The sequence below is a fragment of the Prochlorococcus marinus str. MIT 9401 genome, assembly GCF_000760095.1.
GTDB classification, from domain to species: Bacteria; Cyanobacteriota; Cyanobacteriia; order PCC-6307; family Cyanobiaceae; genus Prochlorococcus_A; species Prochlorococcus_A marinus_I.
Window position 1 is genome coordinate 83,953 of sequence record NZ_JNAR01000011.1, and the last position, 13,350, is coordinate 97,302.

11 protein-coding genes and 1 pseudogene are annotated in these 13,350 nt (G+C 30.8%); 10 read left to right on the top strand and 2 right to left on the bottom strand.

The features are described from left to right. Positions 1 to 47 precede the first annotated feature (47 nt). The 6 genes from aspS to EV01_RS04855 all read left to right on the top strand — a co-directional run bounded on the left by aspS (position 48) and on the right by EV01_RS04855 (position 7,046). Positions 48 to 1,844, top strand: coding sequence for an aspartate--tRNA ligase (aspS, locus tag EV01_RS04880; RefSeq protein WP_032518016.1), 1,797 nt, complete (start codon positions 48 to 50; stop codon positions 1,842 to 1,844). Positions 1,845 to 1,919: 75 nt separating this feature from the next. After that, positions 1,920 to 3,530 (top strand): CTP synthase, encoded by a 1,611-nt coding sequence (locus EV01_RS04875; protein WP_032518017.1) that lies wholly within the window; start codon positions 1,920 to 1,922, stop codon positions 3,528 to 3,530. A gap of 26 nt (positions 3,531 to 3,556) precedes the next feature. After that, positions 3,557 to 4,228: a 7-carboxy-7-deazaguanine synthase QueE gene (locus tag EV01_RS04870; protein ID WP_032518085.1), complete on the top strand. Its 672-nt coding sequence runs from the start codon at positions 3,557 to 3,559 to the stop codon at positions 4,226 to 4,228. 6 nt (positions 4,229 to 4,234) lie between these two features. Next, the gene (gene queC / locus EV01_RS04865) at positions 4,235 to 4,909 is read left to right on the top strand and encodes a 7-cyano-7-deazaguanine synthase QueC (RefSeq protein ID WP_032518018.1); all 675 of its coding nucleotides are present in this window, start codon (positions 4,235 to 4,237) and stop codon (positions 4,907 to 4,909) included. Further along, on the top strand, positions 4,906 to 6,222 hold the full coding sequence (locus EV01_RS04860) for an anthranilate synthase component I family protein (RefSeq protein WP_032518505.1): 1,317 nt from the start codon (positions 4,906 to 4,908) through the stop codon (positions 6,220 to 6,222). Before queC ends, EV01_RS04860 begins: the two co-directional genes overlap by 4 nt. Next, positions 6,219 to 7,046, top strand: coding sequence for an aminotransferase class IV (locus EV01_RS04855; RefSeq protein WP_032518020.1), 828 nt, complete (start codon positions 6,219 to 6,221; stop codon positions 7,044 to 7,046). Before EV01_RS04860 ends, EV01_RS04855 begins: the two co-directional genes overlap by 4 nt. On the opposite strand, the gene cobA is transcribed toward EV01_RS04855, so the two are convergent. Continuing rightward, a complete protein-coding gene (cobA, locus tag EV01_RS04850) occupies positions 7,019 to 7,822 on the bottom strand; it encodes a uroporphyrinogen-III C-methyltransferase (RefSeq protein ID WP_032518086.1) in 804 nt (267 codons plus the stop codon). The genes EV01_RS04855 and cobA overlap by 28 nt on opposite strands. Before the next feature lie 57 nt (positions 7,823 to 7,879). Between cobA and EV01_RS04845 the strand changes: the two genes are divergently transcribed. From EV01_RS04845 to EV01_RS04830, 4 genes are all read left to right on the top strand, one after another. After that, positions 7,880 to 9,148, top strand: coding sequence for an MFS transporter (locus tag EV01_RS04845; protein ID WP_032518515.1), 1,269 nt, complete (start codon positions 7,880 to 7,882; stop codon positions 9,146 to 9,148). Further along, positions 9,148 to 11,223 carry a polyphosphate kinase 1 gene (ppk1, locus tag EV01_RS04840; RefSeq protein WP_032518021.1) on the top strand — a complete coding sequence of 692 codons (2,076 nt, stop codon included), beginning with the start codon at positions 9,148 to 9,150 and terminating at the stop codon, positions 11,221 to 11,223. The genes EV01_RS04845 and ppk1 overlap by 1 nt, the downstream gene beginning before the upstream one ends. 210 nt (positions 11,224 to 11,433) lie before the next feature. Continuing rightward, positions 11,434 to 12,453, top strand: a complete 1,020-nt coding sequence (locus EV01_RS04835; protein WP_032518022.1) for an RpoD/SigA family RNA polymerase sigma factor — start codon at positions 11,434 to 11,436, stop codon at positions 12,451 to 12,453. Positions 12,454 to 12,457: 4 nt separating this feature from the next. Continuing rightward, on the top strand, positions 12,458 to 13,099 hold the full coding sequence (locus tag EV01_RS04830) for a diacylglycerol/polyprenol kinase family protein (protein WP_032518023.1): 642 nt from the start codon (positions 12,458 to 12,460) through the stop codon (positions 13,097 to 13,099). On the opposite strand, the pseudogene EV01_RS04825 reads toward EV01_RS04830, so the two are convergent. After that, positions 13,092 to 13,350 (bottom strand): annotated as a pseudogene (locus tag EV01_RS04825) (3-deoxy-7-phosphoheptulonate synthase); the annotation flags it as partial. The gene EV01_RS04830 and the pseudogene EV01_RS04825 overlap by 8 nt on opposite strands.

The window sequence follows — 13,350 nt, forward strand, 5'->3', positions numbered from 1 at the left end:
ACCCTTAAAGAATTATTATAAGTTATTGATAAATAAATCATACTTAGATGAGAAACAAAATTTGCAAAGAACTCAATAATACAGATATTGGTAAATTAGTTAATTTATGCGGATGGGTAGATAGAAGAAGAGATCATGGTGGTGTAATTTTTATTGATTTAAGAGACCATAGTGGATTTCTACAAATAACAATTAACCCCGATGATGGTGCAGATCTATTTAAACAAGCAGAAACTCTAAGAAATGAAACAGTAATAATGGTTAGCGGAATTATTAATGAAAGGCCCAAAGATTCCATAAATACAAATTTAAGTACTGGAGAGTTAGAGCTTAAGGTTAAAGATTTGCAAGTTCTCAACCAAATTAAAAACAACTTACCTTTTCCAGTTTCTATACATGATTATGAAAATACAAAAGAAGAACTCAGATTAAAATATAGATACCTTGATTTAAGAAGGGGAAAATTACTAGAAAATTTAAAAACAAGACATAAGATTATTAAGGTTGCTAGAGAATTTCTTGATAATCTTGGATTTACAGAAGTAGAGACCCCATTACTTACAAAGTCAACTCCTGAAGGCGCTCGCGATTTTCTTGTTCCTGCACGTCTTTCAAATGGAGAATTTTTTGCTTTACCTCAATCCCCACAACTATTTAAACAACTTTTAATGGTTGGGGGCTTAGATAAATATTATCAAATCGCAAAATGTTTCCGTGATGAAGATTTAAGGGCAGATAGACAGCCAGAGTTTACTCAACTAGATATTGAGATGAGCTTTATTAGTGAAGAAGAAATAATTTCTTTTAATGAAAGTCTCATAAAAAAAATATGGAAAGAAGTATTAAATATTAATTTTGATAATCCTTTTCCAAAAATGTCATGGCAGGCAGCAATGGATAATTACGGCACTGATAGACCAGATACTAGATATCAAATGTTATTAAAAGATTTAGGAGGAGTATTAGGTAATATTGGATTTAATATTTTCACTAAAGCAATTAAGTCTGGAGGTTATATAAAATCCATAACAGTCAAAGGAGGTAATTCAAGTATTAGCAACGTAAGAATTAAACCAGGAGGTGATATCTTCCAAGTAGCTCAAGATGCAGGAGCTGGTGGCTTGGCCTTTATAAGGGTGAAAGGAGATGAGCTTGAGACTATTGGGGCAATTAAAAATAATTTAAGTGAAGAGCACATAGCTGATATTTTAAAAATCACAGAAGCAAAAGATGGAGACTTAATCCTCTTAGGAGCTGGAGATAAACAAATTGTCAATCAGTCATTAGATAGGGTTAGACAATATATTGCAAAAGACTTAGATCTTATTGATAAAAGTAAATGGAATTTCTTGTGGGTAACTGACTTCCCAATGTTTGAGAGAAATGAAGATGAAAATAGATATGAAGCTCTACATCATCCTTTTTGTTCTCCAAAAAATATTAAATCTAAAGATTCTGAAAACTTGAAAAAAGAAATTGAGAGCTCTACAGCAAATGCTTATGACTTAGTTCTCAATGGATTGGAATTAGGAGGTGGCTCTTTACGTATTCATGAAGCGAACTTACAAAGAGAGGTCCTGAAAACGGTTGGACTTACTGATAAAGAGATTGATGAAAAATTTGGATTTTTAATAGAAGCCTTAGAAATGGGGGCTCCTCCTCATGGTGGAATAGCGTTCGGATTGGATCGTATCACCATGCTGATCATTGGTGCAGATTCAATTAGAGAAACCATTGCTTTTCCAAAAAATCAACAAGCAAAATGTCTTCTCACAAATGCACCTTCAAATGTCTCTGAATCACAATTAAAAGAATTAGATATTGAAATAACAATTGATGAATAAGAATATATATGGATGTTCTAAAAATTTTTTGTTTAAATAAAATATAAGGAGGCTGTGCTTAATTAAAAATATTTAATGTCAAAATTTGTTTTTGTCACTGGAGGAGTTGTTTCTAGCATTGGTAAAGGAATTGTAGCTGCGAGCTTAGGCAGATTATTAAAGTCTAGAGGATATAGTGTTTCAATATTAAAACTAGATCCATATCTAAATGTTGATCCAGGCACAATGAGCCCCTTCCAACATGGAGAAGTATTTGTAACCGAAGATGGAGCTGAAACAGACCTAGATTTAGGTCATTATGAAAGATTTACTGATACTGCAATGACTAGATTAAACAGTGTAACTACAGGTTCTATTTATCAAGCAGTCATCAACAAAGAAAGAAGAGGTAACTATAACGGTGGAACTGTTCAAGTAATCCCTCACATAACTGGAGAAATAAGAGAAAGAATCCATCGAGTAGCCGCCAACAGCAATGCAGATATTATTATTACTGAAATTGGTGGAACAGTTGGTGATATTGAATCTCTACCTTTTTTAGAAGCAATAAGAGAATTCAAAAATGATGTTAATAAAAATGATGTTGCATACATACACGTAACATTACTTCCTTTCATCAAAACCTCTGGCGAAATCAAAACTAAGCCAACTCAGCATTCAGTAAAAGAATTAAGATCAATTGGAATTCAGCCAGATTTACTTGTTTGCCGAAGTGATAAATCAATAAATGAAAGTCTTAAAAAAAAGCTTAGTGGATTTTGCGGTGTCAATATTAACTCTGTAATTGAAGCATTAGACGCAGATAGTATTTATTCTGTACCTCTTTCTTTAAAAAAAGAAGGTTTATGTAAAGAAACCCTAAAATATCTAGAACTTGAAGATAAAAAATGTGATTTAAAAAATTGGGAAGAACTAATTCACAATCTAAGAAATCCTGGAGCTCCAATAAAAGTTGCTCTCGTAGGAAAATACATTGAACTTGGAGATGCATATTTATCGGTTGTTGAAGCTTTAAGGCATGCGTGCATTGAAAATAAGGCTTTATTAGATTTACATTGGGTAAGCGCTGAAATGATAGAAAAAAATTCAGCAGAAACTTACTTAAATGAAGTTGATGCAATTGTGGTACCTGGAGGATTTGGCAATAGAGGAGTCAATGGAAAAATTTCGGCTATAAAATTTGCAAGGGAAAATAAAATTCCCTTTTTAGGTCTTTGCCTTGGTATGCAATGTGCAGTTATAGAGTGGGCAAGGAATGTGGCTAATCTTCCAGATGCATCTAGTTCAGAACTAGATCCAAATACTCCGAATCCAGTGATACATTTATTACCAGAACAGGAAGATGTCGTTGATTTAGGTGGGACAATGAGACTTGGAGTTTATCCATGTAGATTGACAAATAATACAACTGGAAAAAACTTGTATGATGAAGATGTCATTTATGAGAGGCATCGACATAGATACGAATTTAATAATTACTACAAACAAAGTTTTTTAAATTCCGGATACAAAATTAGTGGTACATCACCAGATGGCAGATTAGTTGAGTTAATTGAATTAGAAAATCATCCTTACTTCTTGGCATGTCAATATCATCCTGAGTTTTTATCAAGACCTGGCAAACCTCATCCTTTATTTAAAGGTTTAATAAAAGCCTCTCAAGAAAAGTTAACCAAATCAAATTAATATTCTTTGTTTTTTTGAATGAAAAAATGACAAATTTTTTGCCCTTAGTCGAACAATTTCATTCATTACAAGGTGAAGGCTATCACGCCGGAAAAAGTGCTTATTTTGTGAGATTAGCTGGTTGTAAAGTTGGATGTTCTTGGTGCGATACCAAGAATTCATGGGATGAAAAAAAATATCCCCTTACATCAATTGAAAACATAATAGATCGCATAAACATTGCTAGAGGTAAAGGGGCATCTTTTTGCGTAATTACAGGTGGAGAACCTTTACAACATAACTTGGATAATTTTTGCAAAGCCATAAAAAAAACGACGCTTGGAGAAGAACAAACCTCAATGAAAATTCATATTGAGACAAGTGGAGTTAATTCGATATCAGGAAGTTATGACTGGATTACTTTATCTCCTAAAAGACACTCACCTCCAAAAAATTATTTTTTAAAAAACTGTAATGAAATCAAAATAATCATAAATGAAATAGAAGATATTGAATTTGCTATTCAAATAAAAAAAGAAACTGTAAAACAATATCAACTCTCTAAAAGCGAAGATAACTTAAAAAAAGAAAATAAAATTTTTTATTTACAGCCCGCATGGAACAATGCGAATGGTTTTTCTCTTGCTATTGATTTCGTAAAAAATAATCCAGATTGGAAATTGAGCCTTCAAACTCACAAATACTTAAAAATTAACTGAAATCATATGTTTCTTAAAAATAAATCGATAGTAGTTTTATTATCCGGAGGTTTAGATTCTTCTACAGTTACTGGTATCGCAAAAAAATCCGAAGCTAAAATTTTTGGCCTTTCATTTGACTACGGTCAACGTCATAAAAAAGAATTAAATTCTGCATCAATAATTGCAAAACACTTTGATATCGAAGAATTTAAAATCATTAAGCTTGACTTATCTTTATGGGGAGGTTCTTCATTAACTGATACTCAAAAAAAAATTCCTAAAGAAGGATTGCAAACTAATAAAATCCCTAATACTTATGTTCCTGGGAGAAATACCATATTTATTTCCGTTGCACTAAGTTATGCTGAAGCAATAGATGCTGATTTTATAGGATTAGGAGTTAATGCACTAGATTATTCGGGTTATCCAGATTGCAGACCTGACTACATTAAAAAATTTCAAGAATTAGCAGATTTAGCCAATAAAAGAGGAAGAGAAAATAATCCAATAAAACTTTGGACACCACTATTAGATTTAAATAAGGAGGAAATTATTCAATTAGCTTTTGCTAATCATGTCCCTTTAGATAAAACATGGAGTTGTTATTCGGGTAATTCAAAACCATGCGGTAAGTGTGATAGCTGCAGAATTAGAAATACCGCTTATGAAAAATGGCTTAATAACAATAATAAAAGATGAAAATAAAAAAAATAATTCTAGAAAAATGGATAGATCCAGCACTAATTACGCATGATCTAACAAAAAAATTCGGAGATAAAGGCTTAGCTTGGTTAGACAGTGATGGCAAAGAAAATGGGGAATGGTCAATAATAGGAATTAAGCCTAAAAAAATAATCCAATCAAGAGATATCAATAACTTAGACAAAACTAATAATCCATTTAACAATTTAAAAAATATTGAAAAAGGATTCTGGATCGGATGGTTAAGTTATGAAGCAGGAGTTTACATCGAACCAAAAAACCCATGGCGAAAATCTAGTATGGCAACTTTATGGATTGCATCATATGATCCAATCATTAAATGTAATCTAATAAAAAAAGAAATAATTATCGAAGGCACAAACTCATCTGAACTGATGAATTATAAAAACATAATCAACAATATAAAAAATATTGAGGAAGAAAATATTATTGAAACAAATTTAAATTTTGATTTTTCAAAAATAAATTTGGACGAAATGGCTGAAAAATTTCAGAAAAATATTTTAAAATTGAAAAAATTAATATCCCTAGGGGATATATTTCAAGCAAACCTAACAACTAAATGCGAAATTGAATCTTCTGAAGACTATAATCCTCTAGATATTTATTTGAAAATAAGAAAAAAATTAAGAGCTCCCTTTGGAGGAATAATAATAAATAATGATATTTATAAAGAGGCTGTATTATCTACCTCGCCAGAAAGATTTATAAAAATAGATAATAAAAATTTTGTAGAATCAAGACCTATCAAAGGAACTAGATCCAGAGATAAAGATGTAAATCAAGACGCACTTAATGCTATTGATTTAATAACGAACGAAAAAGATAGAGCCGAAAATATTATGATTGTTGACCTAATAAGAAATGATTTAAGTAAAGTTTGCGAAACAGGAAGTATTATGGTGCCAGAAATATTAAAACTTGAAAGTTTCTTAAAAGTTCATCATCTAACTTCAGTAATCAGAGGCAAATTAAAAAAAGACAAGAACTGGATTGATTTACTAAAAGCTTGTTGGCCAGGGGGGTCTATAACTGGTGCACCTAAATTAAGATCATGTCAGAGACTTTTTGAATTAGAAGAATTTGAACGCGGACCATACTGTGGCTCATTTTTGAAGCTTGACTGGAATGGAGAGTTTGACAGCAATATACTAATAAGATCATTTTTCATTAAAGACAAAAAAATCAATATATATGCTGGTTGCGGAATAGTTGTAGACTCAAACCCTGAAGAGGAAACTGATGAGCTCAAGTGGAAACTTTTACCTTTAATTGATTCACTAAAATGATTGAAAAATGTGGCTGGCACAAGGATCAATGGTTGGATATTGATAGAATATTTATTGCTGCTAATAATAGAGGATTAAAATTTGCTGATGGTATATTTGAAACAATTTTGATTAAAGAAAATAAACCTATTCTTTTTGATGAACATCTGAAAAGATTAGAAAAAAGTAGCAAGATTTTAAATATTAATCTCAAAATAAATAAATTAACTTTGAGACAACTTATTCACGATGGAATTAAAAAGTTATCGCTTAAAAATGATCAATTTGCTTCAGTGAGAATAAACTATAGTCGAGGAACTAATGAAGGTCGAACACTAAAAATTGATAGCACTTCAGAGACAAAAGATTTGGATAATTTATGGCTTGAGTTCTATAGAATCAAACCAAATTTTAATCCGATAAGCGTTTGCATCAGTCAAACAGAAAAAATAAATGAATTCAGTCTTATAAGTAAATGCAAAACATTTTCATATAATCAGGCAATACAAGTTTTGACAGAAGCTAATGAAAAATCATTTGATGATTCTATCCTTTTGAATACATCAGGTGAACTTTGTTGTGGAAGTACATTTAATCTTCTAATTAAAAGAAATAATCAATGGATAACTCCTAGAAAAGATAGCGGCTGTTTAGAAGGGATTATGGTTTCTAAAGCTTTAAAAATGAAAATTGTAAAAGAAAAATTAATTCGTCCAGAATTTCAAAATGATGACATAATAGTTGCAATTAATAGCTTATCTTGCAGACAAATTAATCAAGTTAATAATTTAAAGCTTAAAAGTAAATTCGATCCAATTTACTTTTGGGATTTATTATATAGTTGAACTTTATTAATATCTGGTAAATATACATCTGATACTTTAGTTATATTATTATTAACCTTAAATTTAACAATTTTTCCAATAATGATAATTGATGGAGCTAAAAATTCTTTATCTTTGATTTTATCTGGAAGATTATCCAATTTCTCGATAAAACATTTTTGATTTTTTAAAGTAGCTTCTTGAATAACAGCGCATTTAGTACTCTTATCTAAACCACCTAGAATTAATTCTTCCACAATAAATTCAATATTTTTTATACCCATAAAAATTACTAAGCTATCTGATGATTTAGCTAAATCCCTCCAATTCACTGTCTTTTTTTGCTTATCTACACGCTCATGTCCAGTGACGAAAGTTACGGAACTCGCAGCATCTCTATGAGTAAGTGGAATTCCAAAATATGTGGGAGCAGCTATACCAGAAGTAATCCCTGGCACTATTTCAACTGAAACTCCATTTTCTTCTAAAAACGATACTTCTTCACCGCCTCGAGAAAAAACAAAAGGATCTCCCCCTTTAAGTCTTACAACATTTTTGCCTTCTTTTGCCAATTTCAAAATAAGAGCATTGGTTTCAGCCTGAGGTACAGAACACTTCCCCGCTCTTTTACCTACATGGAAAATTTCTGTAGTTTTTCCTGCCTCTTTTGTTATTTCATCCGGTATTAAAGCATCATGAACTAATGCATCACAAGTTTTTATTAGGCGTAAAGCTTTTAGAGTTAAAAGCTCAGGGTCGCCAGGACCTGCTCCAACTAAATAAACAATGCCGGGCACAATAATCTCCATTAACAAGTATGGTAGTAGAAGTTAATAGAAATGAAGGTAAATATTGTGAAAGAAAGTTTATTAAAGCCTAATAAAAAGTTTACTCTTCTTAGTGCGTTTATTACTCTTTTAAATGATCGTTTAAGTGAAAGTATACTGCTACCCATATTACCTTCTTTTGTTTTACTTTTTGACTCTAAAGCAAGTACATATGGTTTATTATCATGCACTTACCAATTAGCGCAATTTACAGCTTCTCCTTTTATAGGAATTATGAGTGATAAATTTGGAAGAAGACCTGTCACTCTTTTCTGTATTGCTGGTTCAGTAATAGGAATATCAATATTATCTTTTACAGTTCTTTTTAATTGGTCAAATTCAATAGCCTCTATCCCGTTATTTTTATTATTTTTAGCGAGACTAATTGACGGTTTAAGTGGAGGGACTGCAGCTACTGCAACAACAATTCTTGCAGATATTTCAAGCCCTGAAAAAAGAGCAAAAACATTTGGTCTTATTGGTGTAGCTTTTGGTTTAAGTTTTTTCTTGGGTAATATTTTTGTTGTAATTTTTGCAAAAAATACAAATAATAATTTCATCATTCCAGTTTTGATAGCCTCAATCATTCCAATAATAAATTTTCTGCTTGTATTTTTTTACTTACCGGAAACCAAGCCTAATAGTGACTCAAATAAATCAAACACTATTTTAAAAAACCCTTTAAAAGCACTATTTACAGTTTTCAAAGAAGAAAAAATTAAAAAATTATCATTAGCTTTTTTTATTTACTTTATTGCTTTTACTGGGTTGACCAATATACTCATATTTTTCCTTCAAGAATCTTTAAACTGGACGACCAAAGCATCAAGTGGAACTCTTGTTGTAGTAGGAATCATTGCAATTATCGTTCAGGGAGTGTTAATTGGGCCTCTAGTAAAGCAATTTGGCGAAATGCGATTAACACTTATCGGATCAGGCTTTATTCTTGTGGCATGCGCTCTTCTAATAACTGCTCCAAAAGAAAATGCAATAATTAATATTTATTCAGCTGTTTCATTTTTAGCAGTTGGAGCAGGGTTAATTACGCCCACGTTAAGAGCACTAATATCAAAGAAATTAGACGTTGATAAACAAGGATCAATTTTAAGTAACCTTCAGGGTCTACAGAGTCTTGGAGGAGTTTTAGGAATCGCAATGGCAGGAAGGGTTTATGATAGTTTTGGTCCTAAATCACCTTTTATAGCTGGTTCCGTTATCTTAATTTTCATGATATACCTTATTGCAGAGGGTAAAAATAATAATTCTTTGAATAATCAAAAAACGAATGCATTTTAATGAAAAGCCAGGCTGATATTTTTATTAATAGAGAATTAAGTTGGATTGAATTCAATAAAAGAGTACTCCTAACTGGTATGGAAAAGGAATACAAAATCCTAGATAAAGTAAAATTTTGTTCAATTTTTAGCAATAATCTTGATGAGTTTTTTATGGTAAGGGTAGCTTCATTAAAGGCTCAAGTTGAAGCAAGAATTACTAAAAAAAGTATTGACGGACTTTCACCTAAAGAGCAATTAACAAAAATCAACAAAGAAGTAAAAAAATTAACTAATCTTCAAGAAAACTATGTAAATAATGAATTAAATAATGAATTAAAAGAACAAGGTATAATTTTAAAAAAATATAAAGACCTAAGTGAAAATCAAAAAAATTGGTGCAATAACTATTTTACTTCATCTATTTTCCCTTTACTAACTCCATTAGTTGTTGATCCAGCCCATCCATTTCCTTTTATCAGTAATTTAAGTCTAAATTTAGCAGCTCTAATAAGGGATGGAGAAGATTCTAAAAATCAGTTTGTGAGAGTAAAAATACCAACAAAAAATACAAATAGATTTATACAAATTCCTAATGAAATTATTCAAGATAGCGATGAAAATAAATATTTTTTCATAAGTGTTGAAGATTTAATTGGGAATAATATAAATACTTTATTTAACGGAATGGAATGTATAAATTACTCTTTTTTTAGAGTTACAAGGGATGCAGATTTAGAATTAAAAGAACTTGAAGCTGATGATCTTCTTTTAGCAGTTGAACAAAGTTTGCAAAAAAGAAGATTAGGTGGAGACGTAGTTAGATTAGAAGTTGAATCGGATATGCCAGAAAATATTCTGAAATTACTCATTGAAAGTATCTCAATACAAAAAGAGTATATTTACTTTTGCAAAAGTTTTTTAGGCCTTGATGATTTAAATCAGCTTACAAAAATCAATAGAGATGATTTAAAAGAAAATCTGCTAATTGGAAAAACTCACCCGAGATTAAAAAATTTAGACTTACCTACAAACAAAAACCTCAATTCTATTTTTAATATACTTAGGAAAAAAAATATTCTTCTTCATCATCCATACGACTTATTTAGAACTTCAGTTGAAGAATTTATAAACAGAGCAGCCGAAGATCCACTTGTAATGGCTATAAAAATTACTTTATATCGAGTTTCCAAGGACTCGCCTATCATTGCAGCGTTGATGAGAGCTGCAGAGAACGGGAAAGAAGTAATGACTCTTGTTGAACTAAAAGCAAGATTTGATGAAGACAATAATATTCAATGGGCAAAACAACTTGAGCAAGCGGGAATTCATGTTGTCTATGGAATAATAGGATTTAAAACACATACAAAAATAGCCTTAATAGTTAGAAAAGAAAAAGGACGATTAAGAAATTATTTTCATATTGGAACTGGAAATTATAACTCTAATACATCAAGGTTTTATACAGATTTAGGATTACTTTCAACAGATCCTGAAATAGCATCAGATTTACTTGAGTTATTTAATTACTTATCAGGTTTTTCTAAACAAAAAAATTATCAAAAACTATTAGTTTCTCCATCATCGATGAGAGAGAAGTTTATATTTCTCATAAATAGAGAAATTAAAAATGCAAAAAAAGGTAAAAAGGCTGAAATAATTGCAAAAATGAATTCTTTAGTTGACCCAGAAATAATTAACCTTCTTTATTTAGCTTCTAACTCAGGTGTAAAAATTAGTCTTATCGTAAGAGGTATTTGCTGCTTATATCCCCAAAGAAAAAACTTAAGTGAAAATATTAAAGTCAAAAGCATTATTGGGCATTTTCTAGAACACTCAAGAATTTTTTGGTTTTGTAATAATGAAGATAATGAAGTTTTTATTGGGAGTGCAGATTGGATGAGAAGAAACCTTGATAGAAGAATAGAGGCAATTACTCCAATAGAAGATTATGAATTAAAGTCTAAACTCAAAACTCTTTTGGAAACTTATATTAAAGATGATTACTTTTCTTGGATAATGGAAGAAGATGGTTCTTATACAAAATATGCACTTGATTCGGCAAAAAATCGTTCACAAATTGATCTTATAAAATAAGAAAACAATATTGATTTTTATAACATTTAAAAAAAAACTTAATATTTTAAAAAATTTTTTATTTTTATAAAAACCTTTCATATCAATAGATTTCAAGAAATTAAGACAAAAAAAGATTTTTTTGTCTTTAAAGTTTCAACGTAAAAGTAGTTTTTATTTCAATTTCAGTGCTAGCTTTTTAAAAAATCCATTATTTAGGAGGCCAGGGTGATGGGGATCCCTCTGGAATCTGCAAAGAGTTCTTCAGATAATAATTTTGAAGAGCCAAGATTACCAAACACTGCGGGCAAATCCCGCAAATCAAAATCCAGTCTAACTGCAAAACAAAGCCAAAAAAAATCTGGAAGACTCGCTTCGGATTCTATTGGCTATTACTTAAGTAGCATTGGTAGAGTACCTCTTTTGACTCCAGCAGAGGAAATAGAGTTAGCTCATCATGTTCAGAACATGAAAAAGTTGCTACAAATTCCTGAAACTGATAGAACGCAACGAAATCTCTATCAAATTAAAATTGGCAAAAGAGCTAGAGATAGAATGATGGCAGCTAATCTAAGACTAGTTGTTTCTGTTGCAAAAAAATACCAAAACCAAGGGCTTGAATTATTAGATCTTGTCCAAGAAGGTGCTATTGGTCTTGAAAGAGCTGTAGATAAATTTGATCCCGCTATGGGATATAAATTCTCAACTTATGCTTACTGGTGGATTAGGCAAGGAATGACAAGAGCTATTGATAATAGTGCTAGAACAATCAGATTGCCTATTCACATAAGTGAAAAACTATCCAAAATGAGACGAGTCTCTAGAGAATTATCACATAAATTTGGTAGGCAGCCTACTAGATTAGAAATGGCAACTGAGATGGAAATTGATCAAAAAGATTTAGAAGATTTAATTTCGCAAAGCGCTCCTTGCGCCTCCCTTGATGCTCATGCAAGAGGCGAAGAAGACAGAAGCACTCTTGGTGAACTAATACCTGATCCAAACTGTGAAGAGCCTATGGAGGGCATGGATAGAACAATCCAAAAAGAGCATTTAGGAACCTGGCTTTCTCAATTAAATGAACGAGAACAAAAAATCATGAAACTCAGATTTGGCCTAGATGGTGAAGAGCCATTAACACTGGCAGAAATCGGGAGACAAATTAATGTTTCACGAGAAAGGGTAAGGCAACTAGAAGCTAAAGCGATATTAAAACTTAGAGTAATGACAACCCATCAAAAAGCAGCTTAAAAAATTGATAAAATTTACTGTAATTTTATTATATTTAGTTTCAATTTTTTTAATATCAATAGTTTTTAAAAAATATTATCAAGATAGTAGAGAAATCGTAAGAAAAATAATACATATCGGAATAGGACCATTAATTCCAATTGCACAATTTTTAAAAATAGCTCAAAATTCAGCTCTTTTTTTTACAGGAATTATTTCGTTAATGGTTTTCATCAATTACACCTATAAATTATTGCCAGCAATTGAAGATATTGAGCGAAAGAGCTATGGAACATTATTTTATTGTCTAAGTTTATTTATTTTGATTTATCTTTTCTGGGATAAAGATCCATATGCTTTAATTACTGGATTTTTTATAATGACTTTTGGTGATGGATTCGCTGGGTTAATAGGAAAAAGCTTCAACTCAAAGAGTTGGATTTTGTTTAACCAAAAAAAATCTTTATTTGGTACTATTACAATGCTCATAACAAGCTTAATAGTAGTTTGCTCAGTAGGATACACCCAACAAAGTAGTTTAAATGTAAATTATTTTACAATAGCTTTTTTTGCGACTTTGCTCGAACAATTCAGTATTTTAGGAATAGATAATTTCATTGTTCCAATTTGTTCAGCATTATTTTTTAATTTTTTTATAACTAACTAAGTGAATTGTATAGAATAGCTAGTAAATTTTTTGTTGTTTCTATATCTATACAGGCATCCGTAATGCTTCTGCCAAACTCGAGATCCTCTTTTTTTAAAAGTTTTTGATTCCCTTCCTTCAAATGACTTTCTAACATAACTCCTAAAATATTTTTTTCACCATTACTTATTTGAGAAGCTATATTTTTTAGAACTTCTGACTGTTTTCGGAAATCTTTATTGGAATTTCCATGACTACAATCAATCATCACT

Excerpts from the sequence above, each read along its gene's own strand:
- aspS (WP_032518016.1), top strand. The coding sequence starts at position 48 with ATGAGAAACAAAATTTGCAAAGAACTCAATAATACAGATATTGGTAAA.
- EV01_RS04875 (WP_032518017.1), top strand. The coding sequence starts at position 1,920 with ATGTCAAAATTTGTTTTTGTCACTGGAGGAGTTGTTTCTAGCATTGGT.
- EV01_RS04870 (WP_032518085.1), top strand. The coding sequence starts at position 3,557 with ATGACAAATTTTTTGCCCTTAGTCGAACAATTTCATTCATTACAAGGT.
- queC (WP_032518018.1), top strand. The coding sequence starts at position 4,235 with ATGTTTCTTAAAAATAAATCGATAGTAGTTTTATTATCCGGAGGTTTA.
- EV01_RS04860 (WP_032518505.1), top strand. The coding sequence starts at position 4,906 with ATGAAAATAAAAAAAATAATTCTAGAAAAATGGATAGATCCAGCACTA.
- EV01_RS04855 (WP_032518020.1), top strand. The coding sequence starts at position 6,219 with ATGATTGAAAAATGTGGCTGGCACAAGGATCAATGGTTGGATATTGAT.
- ppk1 (WP_032518021.1), top strand. The coding sequence starts at position 9,148 with ATGAAAAGCCAGGCTGATATTTTTATTAATAGAGAATTAAGTTGGATT.
- EV01_RS04835 (WP_032518022.1), top strand. The coding sequence starts at position 11,434 with ATGGGGATCCCTCTGGAATCTGCAAAGAGTTCTTCAGATAATAATTTT.